Source organism: Chitinophaga jiangningensis, assembly GCF_900142605.1.
Lineage (GTDB): Bacteria > Bacteroidota > Bacteroidia > Chitinophagales > Chitinophagaceae > Chitinophaga > Chitinophaga jiangningensis.
On the sequence record NZ_FRBL01000002.1, the window covers coordinates 681,208 to 700,257 of the forward strand.

Annotated in this window: 12 protein-coding genes; 1 reads left to right on the forward strand and 11 read right to left on the reverse strand. The window is 48.6% G+C overall.

Annotation, left to right across the window (positions count from 1 at the left end):
* Window positions 1–5 precede the first annotated feature (5 nt).
* From BUB18_RS07245 to BUB18_RS07270, 6 genes are all read right to left on the reverse strand, one after another.
* A complete protein-coding gene (locus BUB18_RS07245; RefSeq protein ID WP_073079593.1) occupies window positions 6–4,367 on the reverse strand; it encodes a CusA/CzcA family heavy metal efflux RND transporter in 4,362 nt (1,453 codons plus the stop codon).
* A gap of 69 nt (window positions 4,368–4,436) precedes the next feature.
* On the reverse strand, window positions 4,437–4,817 hold the full coding sequence (locus BUB18_RS07250) for a hypothetical protein (RefSeq protein WP_143159857.1): 381 nt from the start codon (window positions 4,815–4,817) through the stop codon (window positions 4,437–4,439).
* An 85-nt stretch (window positions 4,818–4,902) separates the two neighbouring features.
* Complete coding sequence (locus tag BUB18_RS07255) at window positions 4,903–5,682, reverse strand: alpha/beta hydrolase (RefSeq protein ID WP_073079413.1); 780 nt, start codon at window positions 5,680–5,682, stop codon at window positions 4,903–4,905.
* Between the two features lie 89 nt (window positions 5,683–5,771).
* Window positions 5,772–7,136 carry a sigma-54-dependent transcriptional regulator gene (locus BUB18_RS07260; RefSeq protein ID WP_073079414.1) on the reverse strand — a complete coding sequence of 455 codons (1,365 nt, stop codon included), beginning with the start codon at window positions 7,134–7,136 and terminating at the stop codon, window positions 5,772–5,774.
* A complete protein-coding gene (locus BUB18_RS07265; RefSeq protein ID WP_083549495.1) occupies window positions 7,133–9,424 on the reverse strand; it encodes a tetratricopeptide repeat-containing sensor histidine kinase in 2,292 nt (763 codons plus the stop codon). The genes BUB18_RS07260 and BUB18_RS07265 overlap by 4 nt, the downstream gene beginning before the upstream one ends.
* Before the next feature lie 72 nt (window positions 9,425–9,496).
* On the reverse strand, window positions 9,497–10,405 hold the full coding sequence (locus tag BUB18_RS07270) for an AraC family transcriptional regulator (protein ID WP_073079417.1): 909 nt from the start codon (window positions 10,403–10,405) through the stop codon (window positions 9,497–9,499).
* A gap of 205 nt (window positions 10,406–10,610) precedes the next feature.
* Here BUB18_RS07270 and BUB18_RS07275 point away from each other — a divergent pair, with 205 nt between their 5' ends.
* The gene (locus BUB18_RS07275; RefSeq protein ID WP_073079419.1) at window positions 10,611–11,315 is read left to right on the forward strand and encodes a 2OG-Fe(II) oxygenase; all 705 of its coding nucleotides are present in this window, start codon (window positions 10,611–10,613) and stop codon (window positions 11,313–11,315) included.
* A gap of 469 nt (window positions 11,316–11,784) precedes the next feature.
* Here BUB18_RS07275 and BUB18_RS07280 read toward each other — a convergent pair whose 3' ends face one another.
* The 5 genes from BUB18_RS07280 to BUB18_RS07300 all read right to left on the reverse strand — a co-directional run bounded on the left by BUB18_RS07280 (window position 11,785) and on the right by BUB18_RS07300 (window position 19,040).
* The gene (locus BUB18_RS07280; RefSeq protein ID WP_073079420.1) at window positions 11,785–12,915 is read right to left on the reverse strand and encodes a TlpA disulfide reductase family protein; all 1,131 of its coding nucleotides are present in this window, start codon (window positions 12,913–12,915) and stop codon (window positions 11,785–11,787) included.
* Window positions 12,916–13,078: 163 nt separating this feature from the next.
* Window positions 13,079–14,242: a TlpA disulfide reductase family protein gene (locus tag BUB18_RS30130; protein WP_083549499.1), complete on the reverse strand. Its 1,164-nt coding sequence runs from the start codon at window positions 14,240–14,242 to the stop codon at window positions 13,079–13,081.
* Window positions 14,243–14,428: 186 nt separating this feature from the next.
* Window positions 14,429–15,754, reverse strand: a complete 1,326-nt coding sequence (locus BUB18_RS07290) for a sulfatase family protein (protein ID WP_073079423.1) — start codon at window positions 15,752–15,754, stop codon at window positions 14,429–14,431.
* Between the two features lie 266 nt (window positions 15,755–16,020).
* A complete protein-coding gene (locus BUB18_RS07295) occupies window positions 16,021–17,994 on the reverse strand; it encodes an OmpA family protein (protein ID WP_073079425.1) in 1,974 nt (657 codons plus the stop codon).
* Between the two features lie 26 nt (window positions 17,995–18,020).
* Complete coding sequence (locus BUB18_RS07300) at window positions 18,021–19,040, reverse strand: PorP/SprF family type IX secretion system membrane protein (RefSeq protein WP_073079426.1); 1,020 nt, start codon at window positions 19,038–19,040, stop codon at window positions 18,021–18,023.
* Window positions 19,041–19,050: the final 10 nt, after the last annotated feature.

The window sequence follows — 19,050 nt, forward strand, 5'->3', positions numbered from 1 at the left end:
GTATATTAAATGTTACCGCTCAATTTTTCTACTGTAAAGGCAGCATTGTTCAGCTGCTCAATAGTGCTGTAATAGCTGCTTCTCATCTCCAGCGCCTGGTTAATGAGGATCACCCAGTCGAGATAACCGATTTCACCGCTCACCATCCGTTTATTAGCGGCATCGATCACCAGCTTTGCGTTGCGGAGGGTCACTGTTTCATAATTCTGTAACAGCACCAGATTGCGGTTGTATACCTCAATGGCATTTTCCAGCGCATTGCCCAGCTGCTGCCTGGAGGCTTCCAGCTCCCTACGCTGCTGCATTACCTGCACATTACTGGCTTTGATACGCGCCCGCTGGCCGGTATTGAAAATAGGTACGCCTACGCCTACACTGACAGACGAAAAGCGGTCGCCACTACCGAAATACTGCTCCTCATTACCTACCCGCTGATAGCCGATAATGCTCATGTTGTTATAGCCCAGGTTCAGCGTAGGCAGCAGTTTACTTTTTTCCAGCAGGTACTCCTGCTGACTCCTGTTGACCAGCTGCTGCTGCATGGTCACCAAAGGAGTGCTGTCGATCGCAGTAGTATCAGGCACTAACGGTAAGTGATATACGAGTTGCTCCTGCTGCGGCACCAGCATTTCCTGCTCATTGAGCAAAATACGGAACTGGTTTAAGGTCACGTTATAATCCGTACGCAGGGTGGCGAGCTGATTGGCAATCTGCTGACGCTGGTTTTCGGCGGTGGATTTTTCGAGGATATCCGTATCCCCTACTTTGAAGCGCAGCGAGGCCTTTTGCAGGAATACGTTATACATGCTGTCCGCCTCGAGCAGCAGCCGCTCCCGTTGCTGCATTACCAGCAGGGAATAGAACAGCTCTTTCACCGCCGCTTTAATTTCATGCGTTTTCTGTAAGGTATTGATCTTACTCAGCAGTATGTTGGTGTTATTTACGGCACGCTGGCGGGAGTATACGGTAGGAAACTGTATTCCCTGGGAAACGGTGAACTTGTTATCGTTCGCGATGCTGTTGATTTTGCCGTACTCCACCCCTACATTAGTTTTATCTATATCCAGGTTGCTGCGTTTGAGCGCCTGGTAATACTGCTCTCCCAGCCGGGAAGCCTGTACCTGCAGGTTGTTTCTGACGGCCTTCTGCAAGGCGCTGTCCAGCGTAACGGGCTGCTGTGCACGCACTGCAAATGGCAGCGATAAACACAGTATAGCCATTACCGTGAGTGCTTTCTTAGCCCGGAAAAATCCGAATCCTTTTTCAAAGAGGATGTAGAACACGGGCAGCACAAAGAGTGTAAGCATGGTTGATATAATTAAACCTCCGATTACTACAGTAGCCAGCGGCTTCTGTACCTCTGCACCGGCCCCCTGGCTCACTGCCATGGGAATAAAGCCGAGCGAAGGCACCAGCGCGGTCATGAGCACAGCACGGAGCTTAGTTTTGGTAGCATGAATAACAATTCTTCTAACGTCCGTCCAGCCTTCCTTGCGGAGGCGGTTAAACTCGGTTACCAGCAATATACCGTTGAGCACTGCCACGCCAAAGAGGGCGATGAACCCAACGCCGGCGGATATACTAAATGGCATATCCCGCATCCAGAGCGCGAGGATACCGCCAATGGCGGACAAGGGAATAGCGGTATAAATCAGCAGTCCCTGCTTCACGGAGTTAAAAGCCATATATAACAGGAGGAAGATCATCAGCAGCGCCACCGGCACCACGATGGATAAACGTTGCTTGGCGGCGGTAAGGTTATCGAAAGCACCACCGTACACTATAGAATAGCCCGGCGGCAGTTTCAGCTTCGCTTCCACTTTTTGTTGCAGCTCATGTACGATGGTTTGTACGTCGCGGCCGCTAACGTTAAAGCCTACGATGATGCGGCGGCGGGTATCTTCGCGCTGTATCTGGTTTGGTCCTTCAATTTCTTCTACCCGGGCTACCTGCTGCAAAGGTACCTGGTTGCCGGAAGGTGTAGGTACCAGCAGGTTTTGCACATCACTGATGTTGGTACGGGCATCGGCAGCGAGGCGCACCACCATATCAAAACGTTTTTCACCTTCGTATACTACGCCGGAAGCCTGACCTGCAAACGCCGTGTTTACTACGCGATTGATGTCAGCTACATTCAGCCCGAACTGCGCCATAGCATCACGATTGTAGGTAATCACCAGCTGTGGCATTCCCGTTACTGTTTCTACATACAGGTTCACGGCACCGTCCACCGTTTTAATAATGTCTCCCAGATTATTAGCATAATGTGCAAGTGAATCTAAATCCTCCCCGAAGATTTTACACACCACATCCTGCCGTGCACCGGTCATGAGCTCATTAAAACGCATCTGTACCGGAAACTGGAAACCAACGCTAATGCCTGGAACGGCAGACAATTCCTTCGTCATTTTCTCCGCCAGCTCAGGGAAGGTTTTAGCGGAGGTCCACTGCTTCTTATCTTTCAGGATTACCATCATATCACTGGCTTCCAGCGGCATGGGGTCAGTAGGGATTTCAGCACTACCGATTTTGGTAACCACTTTTTCTACCTCCGGAAATTTTTTCAGCAAAATGCCGGAAGCCTGCTGGGTAGCCTGGATGGTGGTATTCAAATTACTTCCCGTTAACAGCCGGGTTTCAACGGCGAAGTCGCCTTCTTCCAACTGTGGTATAAATTCTCCCCCCATACCCCCTAATATAATAACGGCCACGGCAAACAATGCCAGCACCCCGGCAATGATGGTTTTAGGATAATACATCACCCTGCCTAACAAGGGCTGGTAACGTTTCTCCAGCCAAATCATCATTTTATCGGCTAACGATTTTTTATGACTGATTTTCTTACTCAGGAACAGTGCACTCATCATGGGCACGTAGGTGATGGATAGCAGGAAGGCCCCTAATATCGCAAAGCCTACAGTGAAGGCCATCGGCTTAAACATCTTTCCTTCGATGCCCTGCAACGTTAGGATGGGAATATATACAATGAGGATAATGATCTGACTGAAAACGGCGGATTTGATCATCTGGCCGGTGCTGGCATTCACTTCTGCGTCCATCGTAGGCTGATCGATCTTCATCAGGGTTTTAAATTGCTTCGAATGGCTGAAGCGGTGCAGAATCGCTTCCACCACGATCACCGTACCATCTACAATCAACCCGAAATCAATGGCGCCCAAACTCATGAGGTTACCCCCTACGCCAAACTTGTTCATGAGGATGATGGCAAATAGCATCGACAATGGAATCACCGAGGATACGATAAGGCCGGCACGTAAGTTACCGAGGAAGAACACGAGTACGAACACCACGATCAGCGCCCCTTCTATCAGGTTTGTTTCCACGGTTTTGATAGCGTTGTTCACCATTTTAGTGCGGTCCAGGAAAGGCTCTATCACAACGCCTTCCGGCAGGGACTTCTGAATAGCTGCTACTTTCTCTTTCACGCGCTTGATAACGGCAGAAGAGTTTTCTCCTTTGAGCATCATCACCACTGCGCCGGCTACCTCCCCTTTATCGTTGAAGGTCATGGCGCCATAGCGGGTGGCCGAACCCAGCTGCACTACCGCTACATCGCGGATCAGCACGGGCATCCCACCTGGCAGTGTTTTCACCACGATCTTCTCAATATCATCTATGCTCTGGGTAAGCCCTTCGCTTCGTATATACAATACCGTTGGCCCCTTTTCGATATAGGCGCCACCGGTATTTTCATTGTTTTTTTCGAGGGCGTCAAAAATATCTGCAATGGTTACATTATTGGCCTTAAGCTGCCCTGGCCTTACGGCAATTTCATATTGCTTCAGCCGGCCACCAAAGCTGCTCACATCGGCGATGCCCGGGGTTCCCAGCAGCTGCCGGCGTACGATCCAATCCTGAATAGTACGCAGTTCCATGGGACCGTACCTGCTTTCATAGCCGGGCTTGGGTCTCACCACATATTGATATATTTCCCCTAAACCGGTAGTCACCGGGGCCATCTCGGGCGAACCTACGCCCGCAGGGATTTGCTGCTGCACCTGTTGCAGGCGCTCTGCAATCTGCTGGCGGGCCCAGTACACATCCGTTTCATCATCGAATACGATGGTAACAAGGCTCAGTCCAAAGCGGGAAAAGCTGCGGATTTGCTTCAGGCCCGGAATGTTGCTGCACGACTGTTCAATCGGGAAGGTAATGAGGCGCTCTACATCCGGTGCGCCCAAAGCCGGCGACACGGTAATTACCTGTACCTGGTTATCGGTAATGTCGGGCACGGCATCGATGGGCAGGCGGGTGACTTCAAAGCTCCCCCAGCCAATCAGTGCAAGTACAAACAGCCCAACGATCAGCTTGTTCCTCACGGAAAAGCTAATTATCTTATTAAGCATGATAATAAAAATTGGCATTAATAATTGATCCATGCCACTGCATGGATAACAGTATAAATCTGGTAAGGTTTATACCTGTGGAGGGCGGAATAAGGAGGATAAGGCAGGTTCAGGGAGATGAAACTGCTTCAGCACCGGGTAGTTGATATCGATGGTACTACTGAACTGTGGCCGTTCGGCAATCACCCTGGCCAGTGGTACGTAGGCATGCTGCAGCACCTGTACGTTTACACTTTTGTAGGGCAGCTGCATATCACGGTCGTAATCATCATCTTTATCGTCATCGCCGATATAATGCATACAGAGAAAGTCTGTTACTGTCAGGTTCTGATTCAGCTGATGGTGCTCCTGGTAATGGATGACCAGGGTAGGCAACTTCAGCAGCTGATCCACCGTTGTGTTGTGCAACAGAAATATGCTCAATAATATGTATGCGATGATACGTTTCACAAGGTTGCAAAGATATAAAAATACCCCGTATAACGAAAGAAAGGGCACATGGCCCTTTCCTAACTAAATTAACGCTCTGTGCAGGCTAATGATTCTTAATCCATTCTAGTATTTCCGATGCATCGTCCTCCCAGGTGGGGAGTCCGAGTACATAATGGTTCCGTGGCTTTACGATGAAGTCTGTTACGGAGCCTTTATGCTGATAAGCCCTGAAATTGCGGCGATTCAGCGTCCATGGGATACAGTGGTCGTTGCTACCGGCCACGATCAGCAGCGGCTCATGGGGCTTTTTAAAATTTACTTTCGCTGCAGGTCCCAGTCCGCCACGGATAGCCCTTTTGGATTCAGGGATACAGTGGTCGTAATAGGATTCCTGTTGATCCTCAAATGGCATTCCGTTGGTAAATACCTTACGCCAGCTTTTAAATGGCATGAGGTAGGTTTTACTGATATCGGTAAACAGGCCTAATGCGGCTGTATTACTGAGGTAAAACCGGGGCTCCCAGGCGATCACACCTCTTGGTGGTACGGAATGAATCGCGATACCCGCTGCTGCCAGATCGCGGTTAAGCAGTATCTGTGTGAGCAGCCCTCCAAAAGAATGGCCTATCACGATAGGCGTTTCCGGCAAACCGTGTATGATGGCTGCATAATAGGAAATCAGCTCCCTGATGGTAACTGCTGCCAGTACCGGGTCCGGATGTCGGCCCCGCAAGGTCTCCGCATCTGCATCTTTTGCCGGCCATGGTGCTACTATTACCCTGTAACCTTTATGATGAAAAAACTGCTTCCAATTGTCCCAGCACCTGTGGTCTATAAAAGCACCTGTAATAAACAGGATCGTTTTAGAAGTGATCCGGGCCATAAAGCAGCATAGTTTGTCCGTACAAAGATAGCTGCCACCATTGCCGGCATCAACGGACAAATTGCGCTAACATATGTATATTTCAAATATCAGTACCGGGTTTTATCGATACCCAGTTTTTTGATACGGGAGTTGAGGGTGGATACATTCATGCCCAGCAGTTCTGCCGCGCCGTTTTTACCGAATATTTTCCCGTTGCATTTGATCAGCACGGAAATGATATGTTCTCTTTCGTTTTCCTCTATGGTCTTCACTTTCGGGGGTTCAGCAGGTTTAGCAGCCGGCATGGGTACCTGGTTAATGGTTTTCCCGTCGCTCAGGAGTACAGCTGTTTCCATCATATGTTCCAGCTCCCGGATGTTGCCTGGCCAGTCGTAGCTCAGGAACATATCCATGATTTTGGGAGAGATGGACTTGATCTGCCGCCCGGCCTTCGCGTTGTAAATATGCAGGAAATGATAGGCCAGCAGGTGGATGTCTTCCTTCCTTTCCCGCAACGGGGGCAGGGTGAGCGGGAATACCCGGAGGCGGTAGTAGAGGTCCATGCGGAAGCGGCCTTCCGCCACCTCCTGTTCCAGGTTTCTGTTGGTGGCGGCTATTACCCGCACATCTATTTTGATGGTGGTATTGCCTCCTATACGTTCAATCTCGCGCTCCTGCAATACACGCAGCAGTTTCATCTGAAGGTCCATTGGCATCTCCCCGATTTCATCCAGGAAAATAGTGCCTTTGTTGGCCTGTTCAAATTTACCGATGCGGCGTTCGGTAGCACCGGTGTAAGCACCCTTTTCATGCCCAAATAGCACGGATTCAATCAAAGTGGCCGGCAGGGCGGCGCAGTTAACCTTCACGAGTGGCTGCTGGCTCCTGGCTGACAGTTCATGCACCAGTTCCGCTACTTTCTCTTTACCTGTGCCACTTTCCCCCAGGATCAGCACCGAGGTATCCACGGGGGCTACTATCTGCAGGTGCTCCAGCATTTTTTTAAGGCTGCTGCTGTGGCCAATGATCCCATGAAAATTGCTGTCCGTGTCTGTTTCCGGTTCGGGAGATGTTACCGTATTGCGGATCATGGACTCGAGACTGTGCAAATGCAGGTACCTGGCCACTTCCAGTGTTACCAGCACATCTTTCTCGCGAAAGGGCTTCACGAGGAACCCGTATGGATAGGTGGCCTTCGCCTGGTCCAGTATTTCTTTATTGGAGTTGGCGGACAGGTAGATGAAAGCGATATTTTTTTCGCGCAGCACCTTTGCCAGGTCAATGCCGGTGGCAGGCCCCTGTAAAAAAATATCCAACATCACCATATCCGGCTTGTCCTGTTCGATGAGTTTCAGTGCAGCAGGCACTGAACGTGCAATCCCGCTAACGGCATATCCAGCGCGGGTTAAAATCATTTCGAGGTTGTTGGCTTCAATAAACTGGTCTTCTACTATCAGTATTTTCTCCTTCATGCTGTAAGCGACATGGCATTTAAGTCAGTACTGGCTGCAGGCATGTCCGTCATTTCACTACGGGCAAACGCCACTGTAACAGTCGTTCCGTTTTCGGAACTAACGGTAAAGATACCATTTAAATCATCAGTAAGTCCCTGCATGAGTCGCATGCCCAGGCTTCCACGGCGTTTGCTGTTGAAGTCGGCCGGCAACCCGATGCCATTATCCGCTACCAGCAGCTGTACCTGGCCATCGGCGGCATATGCCATGCGAATTAAGATTACATTATCTTTTCTGGCTGCCGGAAAAGCATACTTGATACAGTTGGTAATCGCTTCATTGAGTATCAACCCCAGTGGTACTGCCTGGGAGATGTCAATTTCAATCCGCTCGGTTTGTAAGTCAAATCGGATTTTGCTGCAATTGTCAAAGCTGTCCTTCAAATGTGCTACCAGCTCGCGCAGGTATTCCGCGACGTCCACCGTCGATACATTATCCGTCTGATAAAGTTTCTGGTGGATTAACGACATCGCATATACGCGGTCGCGACTCTGCGTAATGGCCTGCACAGCGTCCTCATTGTGCTGAAAGGCCGATTGTGATTCCAGTAAGCTCATCACCATGTGCAGGTTATTTTTTACGCGGTGGTGTAATTCTTTAAGCAGCCATTCCTTTTCACCGAGGAGTTGTTGCAGGGAGGTATTCTTACTTTCTATTTTCGTTTGCTGTACTTCCAGCTCGTGGTTATGCCGGTTTTTCATGATGTACAGGTAGTACAACAGGCCCGACATAATCACCAGTACGGCGATGCCTCCCAGTGTAACCTGCTGCTTCATCTCCGCCTGCCGAAGCTGCGCCGCCTGCAGGGACGACTGATTATTCAACTCTTGTATATTTTTCTCCTGTTGTACCGTCTGATATTTCACTTCCAGCTCGGAGATCTGCTTACTTTTATTTTCGTTGAATATCGAATCCGATAATTCCTTATTGATGCGCAGGTGATTGAGGGCAGAGCGGAAATCGTTTTGTGCGCTATCCACTTTGTACAGCATAAAGTGGATATCCATCAGGGAGGCTACTGCATTTTTCTGCGGATAATAGCTCAGGGCCTTGCGGAGAAAAGTGCCGGCGCGCTGGAAGTCGCCCCGGGCGAGGTAAAACCTCCCGATATGCTGTTGCAGCTGCTGTGACCCTTCAAAATCCATATTGGCTTCCTGGAACTTGCCCAGTGCCGTTAAGAAATATTTTTCTGCGAGGGGGTATTGTTGCAGGGCATCGTAGCAGTGTGCCCGTGTTTGAGCGATGATGGCGTGCTGAATGAGGGTGATGGGTGGCACCTGTACTACCAGGTTATTGATCAGGTCCAGTGCTTCTTTAGGCTTGCCCTGGCTGATCATTTCCCGCACTACCTTGCTGGCGGCGAAGAACATGGCAAAGTTAGGCAGGCCTTCCTGTTTCCAGGTATCCAGTGAGCGTTGGAAGTAGCGGATACTTTCCTTGTGGTTACCAATGTCTTCATAAATTTTGGCAAGGTCGCCGTAGAAGCTGGCGGCGCTCAGGGTATCCTGTGTGGCCTGCATGGTTTCTACCGTAGCGATGGCGTACAGCAGTGCTTTATCGTTATCTCCCTTTACCCTGCTGGCAACAGAGAGCAGGTTATAGGTGTAATGTAATTTTTTGTATCCGACAGCTTTATATCTCTCTAAAATATCCAGCAGCATATCTTCTGCCAGTTGATTTTTCCCTTCTGTGAGATGCATCCAGGCTATTTCTTTTTGCATCTTTATTTCGTTGAGGGTGTCGTGCAGTTCTCTGTAGAGCTGCATGGACCGGGCGAATGCGTGCAGCACTTTTACGTAGGAGCCGAAGCGGACCCGCTCCCATATGCCCATTCTGAAGAGTGTAGCCGCTTCCGTAGCTTTATCGTTGGTGCGTCTGCATTCTTCTATCAGCTGATTGTAGATCTTTCTGCCCCCGGCGGAGTCGCCCCGTTCCATGGTGAGCACCATTTCCAGACTCTTAATTTCATGTTTCCAGCTCAGTTGGCCAAGCGAGTCGCTGAGTTTTGCGGCGGCCTGCAGGAACTGCTGGCTGCTATCCAGGTCGGCCCTAGCTTCGCCGGCTTTATACAGCTGATATTTGCCTAACTCCACGAGGATGCTGATCCTGGTGGTATCCGCGTTGCTGCTGCGCAGTTCTTCCTGTAGCAGCATGACCATCTGTCGGTTAATATTTTGTGCCTTAGCAAAGGAGCATAATAACAGGAAACAGGTGAGTACAAATATTGGCGCTCGTTTCAACTTCATATGTTACGGTTGTGAACAGTCCGATCCCGCCGGGTGCAGTTTTGACCTTCAAATATAGCGGGTTTTTCTGTTTTACACCATAGCTTCCTGGCATATCAGCTGGTCTTTCAGCACCTGTCGGCGGAAATCTGTGAAGTTGACACCTGAGTTATTTCTGAAAAATTTACTGAAATGCGAAGCATCTTCGAATCCAAGATCGTAGGCAATTTCTTTCATACTCATTTCAGAATAGCGTGCTTTCCGTTTGGCTTCCAGGATGATTTGCTGTTGTATATGGTAGCTGGCCGGGAATCCGGTGACGTGTTTCACTGTTCTGTTGAGATGACCAGGGGTTACCCAGAGTATGGCGGCGTAATCGGCTACCATCTTACGTACGCGGAACTCCGCCCGCACGGCCTGCAGAAATTTTTCTGCCAGCACCTGTTCCGAACTAACGGTGGTGGTTACACTTTCTGCTACCGGCTGTTCGGCCAGGTATAGCAGGAATAGTTCGAAAAATCTTTTTAAGATAGGTTGCCTTACAGTGGCATGCGTCATGTATTCGCGGCGCAGCTTCAGCAGGATTTCTTCTGTTTCTGCCAGCAGCTCGCCTGTTATGGAAATGGCGGGGTTGGCGCGGAGGAATTGTTCCATGCCGTGCATTTCGTGTTGTTCCAGAAACTCGCGTGTTACATGGATACAAAATCCTTCGCAGTAATCATCTATCATGATCTTACGGAACTGGCCGGGCCTGAGGATGTGCACCGTGTAGTCGGAAAGGTTCCAGTCGGCCAGGTCAGCGATCATGGTGCCACTACCGGCTTTAAGCCAGATGATTTCATAGCAGTGCAGTTGTGTGGCCGCGGTCTGGTTTTGTTGTACCAGCCACGACAAGGGTTCAATACTTATTCCTCCGTTAATGGTAACAGCTATCATGTTGCCCCGGTACTTCCCGCCATTTGCAGGAGTCAGATGTGGTGTTGCGTAGTATGAGGGTGCCATCGTCTATTGATTTAGTATAATGGCCTGTAGTAGTCAAGCGCCGTGCCATAGCCATATCTACTTAATAATCAATTAATTACAAGGATATCATCGTAGTATTTTAGCGAAATATCGCTAAAGACCTCCGTGTTTTAGTGATATTTCACCATTTTAGCAAGAACCGGGTTTAAGGGGCGTTGCAACAGGGATACTTTTACAGAAAAAAATGCAGAACGAAATAGCGCAGCTACCCTGGCAGATCTACCGTGAAACGCTGCACAACAAAGGATTTGTGATCATCGACAATTTTCTCAGTGAGGAGCAATGCGATGCGCTGAGGCAACAATACGATAATCCGGGATTGTATCGAAAAACCATTACTATGGAGCGGTATCGTTTTGGAAAAGGTGAGTATAAATATATGAAATACCCGCTTCCGCCTCTCATACAATCCTTACGGGAAGCGGTTTACGAGCAGATAGTGCCGGTAGCTAACCAATGGATGGAGCAGGTAAAATCAGACACGCGATACCCTCCGAAACTTTCGGAGTTACACGAGTTGTGTGCGGCACATCAGCAGGTGTTACCTACCGTATTAATTCTGAAGTATCAACAGGATGGATTTAATACGCTGCACCAGGATTTATATGGCGATATCTTTTTTCCATTACAAATGGTATTTATGCTCACTGAGCCGGAGGCGGATTACAGCGGCGGGGAGTTCGTCATCACGGAGCAAATACCAAGGGCGCAGTCGAAGGCCAATGTGCTGAAACCACGTAAAGGCAGCGTACTGATATTTGCCACTAATTACCGGCCTGTAAAAGGTACACAGGGGTATTACCGGGTGAATATGAAACATGGTGTAAGTACGGTACATAACGGGCAGCGGTTTTCGCTGGGCGTTATTTTTCATGATGCGTTAACGTGAGGATTTTTCCCGCAAAGAGGCGGAAGGATTTTAAGCTCGCAAAGACTTGTTTAGCTTTGGGCGCCTTCGGCGCCAGTAGAGCGGGTTTTTTTGCTCGCAAAGCAGCATAAGCAGGTAAGCAGCTAAGGATGGTGTTTTGTTGGATATATTAACAGCGGTCCGCCTTCGGCGGACCGCTATTCAATTAATAAGGAGACCGAAGGTCTCCTTATTAATTGAATAGGTTCTGGTAAAAAACAAAACCACCAAGGTTTTTAGTTATCCTTGATGGTCTTATCAAATTGGTAAGTTTAGCCCTAAAACTAAAAGTACTATATGATTTATTCTTCTAGTACTTTAAAACCTGGATGTTCGTACCATCCAGGTTATTAATACAAATTTAGGAAAATCTATACAAAATCACAAATTCAAATAAATACATTTTCAAATACGGAAACGAGGACAACCCTTTATTCCATAATCTGTTACGTTATTTGCTCAATTGCTTCGCCAGCACTGCATGCAGCTTTTCACCACGCAGGTTTGAAGCCACAATCTTGCCATCCGGATCGATCAGGAAATTAGTAGGAATTCCACTTACCATATACATTTTTGAGATATCACCGCTCCACCATTTCAGCTCACTTACATGATGCCAGTTAAGCCCGTCTTTTGCGATGGCTTCCACCCAGGCATCCTTAGCACCGGCGCGGTCGAGAGATACCCCGAGGATATCGAAACCTTTATCTTTAAATGCATTGTAGGCTTTCACTACGTTAGGGTTTTCAGCGCGGCAGGGTCCACACCAGCTGGCCCAGAAATCAATCAGCACATATTTACCACGCAGGTCGGAGAGCTTCAGACTTTTACCATCAGGTGTTTCAGCTGCGAAGTCAGGTGCCAGCTGCCCAGGCGCAAACCTGGCGGATTTTTCAATCTGCTCCCCTATTTGTTTACCCAGTGCAGTGTTGCGCAGTTTCGCGTTAAAGCGGTTGTAGGTTTGCTGCATCGGTGCAATGTCCACAATCCTGCGGGTAGTTTGTGTGCTCAGCAGGTATAACGCCAGGTAACTGTTGGTATGTGTACGGATATACGCATCACGGATCGCTTCATTTTTTGCAAAAGCTACATCCATTACTTCCATCTGCGCTGCTCTGCCGGTGGTATCCGTACGTTTCCGATCCATCAGCAGCGCACGTGCCGAATCCATAATTTTATTGGCAGGTGCCAGTAGGGCGTTATAGGCAATGTATTCGTTCGTGAGTTTGGAGCCACTCACTTTCGCCTGTTCCAAAATATTGCGGGCAGTGGTTTTACCGGTAGCGTCGATGCTTAGTTTATCCTTTACATCCAGGAACAAAGTTCTGGCGCCGTAAATCAACTCGCCATCAACATATTTACGCATGGTAAGGGTAACCATTTGCGGATCATCCAGTGCACCACTGAAAGTAAATGCACCATTTACTACTATAGCAGAATCCATTAGTACCACCCGGGAAGCTTTCATGTCCCCCTTGCGAAGAAATACTTTTTCACCGTTCATCTCAGCAGGTACCTTCCCACTAATTTTAAATTCGTTTTGTGCAAACAAGGATACAGACGACAGCAACGTAGCCGTCATAAAGGCGGTTGTTTTGAAGTGTGACATCATGGTTGGTTATAAGTTGACATTCATATCATCAAATGAATTTTCGATTTAGATGGAGACCTTCGGTCTCCATCTAAATCGAAACTGGTCCGCCAAAGGCGGACCAGTTTCGATTTAGCACCTGTAAAAAATGTGCTTATTTATTCAATTCCTTCGCCAGCACCTCGTGCAGCTTTTCACCACGCAGGTTAGAAGCCACGATCTTACCATTCGGATCGATCAGGAAGTTAGCAGGAATACCATTGATCATGTACATTTTAGAGATGTCACCGTTCCACCATTTCAGCTCACTTACATGGTGCCATGCCAGGCCATCCTTTTCGATTGCTCCTACCCATGCATCCTTTGCACCTGGTCTGTCCAGTGATACACCCAGGATATCGAAACCTTTATCTTTAAAGGCGTTGTATGCGCTTACCACATTTGGGTTTTCAGCGCGGCAAGGTCCGCACCAGCTGGCCCAGAAATCAATCAGGATATATTTACCACGGAGGTCAGAAAGTTTCAGTGTTTTACCGTCTGGAGTTTCGGCTGCAAAGTCAGGCGCTACCTGTCCTTTAGCGAATCTGGCAGACTTCTCAATCTGGCTGGCAACAGATTTACCCAGCTCAGTAGCGCGCAATTTGCTGTTTAATGCATTAAAAGTTTTCTGGAAACCTTCCACATCTTCAATCCTGCGGGAAGCCATGCCGCTCAGCAGGTATAAGGTGATGTAGCTGTTGGTATTCTTCTTAATAAATTCATCCTTGATTTTATCGTTCTGCTCATACAGTTCTTCCCATTTAGTACGCAGTGCATACATACCGGTAGTATCTGTTTGCATGGTAGTCATCGCGATGTTACGCAGGGAGTCCATACCCTTGTTACCGGGTGCCAGCAAAGCCTGGTAACCATCGTACTCTTTCTGCAGTTTAGAACCGCTTACTTTAGCTTTGGCATCATCGAAGATAGCTGTACCGGTGGCTGTTTCAGGCACTTCAATTTTAACCTGATCTTTTTTATCAACGATCAGTCCCTTTCTACCGCCCAGGCTACTGCCTTCAGCACGCTTCATTACGTAAACGGTCATTACTTTAGGTTCTTCCGTCTGACCTTTGAAGGAAAAGGTACCGTTGGTAACTACTGCCGAATCGAACGGTGTGCGTGCCATTGTTTGGCCTTCCCCTTTAATGAGGAACACTTTTTCGCCGTTCAGCGCAGCGGGAACCTTACCGGTAATGCTATAATCCTGTGCCATTAAAGTCATGGACGACAGCAGGGAAGCTGTCAGGAAAAAGGCTGGTTTCATGTTTGATTTCATGTGGTTGGTTAGTTATATGCCAACAAATCTAACGTATTTGGAGTAACGGAGATGCAGGTCTGTATAAGTGGCAAGTTTTCCTTGTTCAGCGGAGATTTGTGTTTTGTCGAAAGTTCTCGCCCGGCCTGAGGCCGGGCGAGAACTTTCGTTTCTGAATGGCCCCTTCGGGGCCATACAGAAACGAAACTAATTGGGCGTATTCCCATCATACTTATCTAAAAGCGCCTGCAACTCCTTCACTTTCTCCGGATATTGCGCCGCCACATTATACTGCTCTCTCACATCTTCCTTCAGGTTAAACAGCTCCACGGTACTATCCGCTACCTTGCTGCCTCCACGGCGGAATTTCCAGTCGCCCACCCGGATAGCCTCTGCCACACCGTAGTTGACATAATAAATCGGAGAATGCGTATAGTGCTCCACTTTACCCGTCAGCAGGGCATCCACCGGCTCACCGTCCAGCTTGCGACCGGCAGGCAGCGGGGCGTTGGTCCATTTAGCCAGGGTAGGCAGCACGTCCATGCTGGTAAATACATCTGATATCTCCTTACCCACCGGTACATGATTTTTCCAGTAGAGAATAAATGGTACCCGGTGACCACCTTCATAGGTATCTCCTTTTTTGCCCCTGAAAATACCCTGACTACCCACATGCCATGGCTTGGTATGGTTGTCCTTAGACATGCGGTCCGGGAAATCTATCCACGGGCCGTTATCACTGGTGAATATAAAGATGGTATTATCCGCCAGCCCCTGTTGTTCCAGCGCCTGCCATATCTGGGCGAGACCACCGTCAATCTCTTCAATTACATCTCCATACAAACCACCCGGCGAATGACCTTTGTACTTACTGGAAGCATCCACGGGCAAATGCGGCATGTTGTGCGCCAGGTAAAGGAAAAACGGCTGATCCTTTTTCTGCTGTTGAATGTATTTGATCGCCTCCTTGGTGTACAGCCCTGTTAAACTGGTGTCCTGCGGCCTGATCACCTCCGGCGAAGTGTTGCGGAAAATCTTTATGGTCGTATCCGTTACTACGTAAGGGAACCGGTAGTCATGGCTGTACAGCATCCCGAAATACTGTTCAAAACCCTGTGCAGTAGGCAGGTTGTAAGGTTGAATATCTCCCATATGCCATTTCCCGATCATGGCCGTATGATACCCTACACCTTTCAGCATTTCAGCGATGGTAACATCTTCATCCGGCAAACCAATCTTATAACCCGGAGGGATAGGGAAGTTCAGCTGCGACCTGGTGGGATACCGGCCCGTCATCAGCGACACACGGGAAGGCGTACACGTAGGGGACGATACCATGTAACCGGTGGACTTCACCCCCTTCCGGGCCATATTATCCAGAAACGGTGTGCGGATCAGCGGATTACCATAACAGCTCAGATCACTGTACCCCATATCATCCGTGAGTACTAGGATTACATTGGGTCGCTTTTGCGCGGTGGCACCATGTACCAGGCCAGCCATCAGCAACAAACTAAGCAGTCTCTTTTTCATATGTTCAATGTTTGCTTTTTATCTTTCTGAGGAATAAAGATAATAGCAATTCCGAATTTTCTCTGCCACCTTAGGTGACAGAGAAAATTCGGAGGCTGGCCCCGACCGGCGACAGCTACTCAACTACTTACAACCTACGGAACCGCAGCATAGCTGCCTGCAATAAAACCGATGTCCATCATGCAGCTTAATAAAAAAGGCTCCCTAAGGAGCCAGTTTTGATTTTTAGTGCTTCAGCATGTCGTTTCCGTAGGGGGTATTTCAATTTATTCTTTTAGTATTTCTACTTCTGTTCGCCTGTTTACTTCATGTTCTGCATCGGTACAGCTCACCCCTTTTTTACAATGATTCAGCAGGTTAGTATCGCCCCTGCCGGCAGAACTGATGCGTTGCCGGCTGATACCGTGATTAATCAGGTACTCCACTGCTGAGGCAGCACGCTTTTTGGAGAGCTGCAGGTTATAGGCAGATGAACCGCGACTGTCAGTATACGATACCAGTCGCACATGCATCGTAGGATGCGCACGCAGAATATTTGCCAGGCTATCCAGCACCAGCGCGGCATCCGGACGAATATCCCACTTATCAAAATCGTAGTTGAAGTTTTCCAGTACGAACTTGGTACCAGCTTTTAATGGTTTATCACGACAAATAATTTTCTCTATCGTTTCGCCATCCTGCATACCGCGCGTATTGAATTCTATTGAATCCACCCTTACTCCATTTTCCACTATCCGTATCACGTAATCTGTTTCTTTTTCCAGGGTGAGATGAATCTCCCTGTTCGGGTCACCGTTAAAGCACCAGCCCATATCCCGCTGCCGGTTATAGATGTAAATGCAGGCGCCGGTTAATGGCGGGCATACCTTGCCGGTGAACGGTATCGTAAGTCCGGGCGGCACATAGCGATGAATGATTTCCATCTCATAAGCAGCGTAAATATCGTCACTGCCAAAGCCACCGGTTCGGTTGGATGCAAAGTAGCCACCACTATCTCCATAATTCATATAGTAGAAATCATCAGCGGAAGAGTTGAACGGATAGCGCAGGTTTTGCGGCGTACTCCACTGCGCTTTACTGCCACCGCTGCTAAACATATCAAAGCCTCCCATGCCGGTATGGCCTTTACTGCTGAAATACAAGGTACCATCCGGCGCCACGGTAGGAAACTCCTCATCATCGGCTGTATTGATGGCCGGGCCGCAATTCACGGGTGTACCCCAGCTGCCACCGGATAGTCTTTCACAATACCAGATATCCGTGCCGCCGGCGCCACCAGGCATGTCAGATGCAAAATAGAGTACGCTCTCATCGTTACTGAGGGCTGCGTGGCCCAGTGAGTACTGATCAGGCTTATTGTACTGAAAGGGCTTTGGCTCGCTCCAGTTGCCGTTTGCATCTCTCTGTGATGTAAAAAGCTCCAGCCGCCTGTAACCATATTTAATTCTGGGACGGGTATCAGATTTTTGCGCCGGCATTTTCTTATCCGGGAAAGTGAAGGTGACAAAGCTGTTGTTAAAAGACTTGTCGAATGCAATGGGCCCCACGTGATAACGGGTATCATTAAACGAAGGTGAATAATCATCAATAAACACATTGCCATAACTTCCGGTATCGGCTACATATAATGTATAATAAGGGCGGTTTGTGCGACCATAATCATTTCTGTTAAACTTACTCCCGGGTTTCAGTTTATTCTTCATCAGCGTGTCAGACATAAACACCACTCCTCCGGGCACACGCGTGGCGCCCCAGTCGGAATGCGAGGAATTGAGCCGCTGCACGTTGCTGATGCTCGCATCCACCGGATGCTGCATCCATAGCACCGCCGAATCGCAACCCGCTATTCTTTCATTTACCAGCACCGCCTGCGGATTGCTTTGTGCATATTGTCCATAAGCTGTTTTTGCTTCCTCATAGCGGCCTAAGCTCTTCAGCGCATCTGCATAAAACAAACGGCTTTCAGGCGGAGCATCGCTATGTGCCAGCAATTTAGGATACCATTCCGCGGCGGCTGTGTAGTTATTGGTTTGCCGGTAGCAATCTGCCAGTTTCACCAGCACGGCGGTCGTGGTCTTATCTTTTTTCTTATCTGCAATCCGCTTGTACATGGAGGCTGCGCGGGCATATTCGTATTTGTCATACAATATATCCGCCTGCGCCTGTAAAGTTTTTTGCTCCTGCGCCAGGGCTACCAGACTGGAAAAAAATATGATGAGTAAAACTGAAATTCTTCTCATAGTCTTTATTTAAGAATCAAGCGGAATTAGAAGTAACGGGGGCTGGTTACCCTTGGTCGTTTTCCGGTGAACAAATAGCCGATGGACAGCTCATGTGAACCACTCTGGTAAGAAGCCATTTTACTGATGGTGAGATCATATGCATAGCCTATTCTTAACTGCTGGGTTACATTAAACTGTACGATAGCACTTGCCGCATCCAGTTGCTCCAGGTTTTTATCCAGTGCAGGTTTGCTCCATAATTTCACACCGGTGCGGTAGGAACCACCTACCCACAATCTGTCAGCAATCAGGAATAGTGCAGTGAGGTCCACATTGGTAGGCCCTTTGAAATCTTCTTTAATGAGAATGGAAGGTTTCAGTTTGAGGTTATCAGAGAAATTGAACATCACTCCGGCATTCACATACAGGTGCTGGGTTTTTCGGATGGTTTTATACTGGTATCCTTTCCAGTAGTACCTGGAAGCATCCGTGTACAGGGAGAATAAGTCCATCACGGAAGCACCCACGTACCAGGTGGGGGTATAATAGTAGATCCCGAAGCGTGCATCAGGCACCCACGTAGAAGCCCGGCCCATGGGGATGCTCGGGTCATTGTCGTCATTATAGACCAGGACCGAACCATCAATGGCGTATTGGGTAACGCCGGCGCCTATACCGAAACATAATCTTTTGTCGCCATCTTCATTTACCGGAATACGGTAGGAGTACATACCATAAATAGAGGTCGCATCCTGGGGGCCTAGTTTATCATACATGATTTGCGCTCCCAGCCCCACTCTGGCATCCCGGGAAGAATTGAGTGCGCCATCCACGGAAACACCGCCTGTTTGCGGGCCGCCGGGAAAGCTCACCCACTGCTTGCGGTAAATGGCGTTAGCAAACAAGTCTTCCTTGTAGCCTGCATATGCGGGGTTAACGGCAAGCATATTAAATACATATTGACTAAACTGAAGATTTTGCTGCGCAGCGGTATTATTGGGCCACAGATACACTGAAGCGTATAGTACCACTGCACTCAGTCCCTTAATTAGACTTCTTCCCATAGGAGTTTCA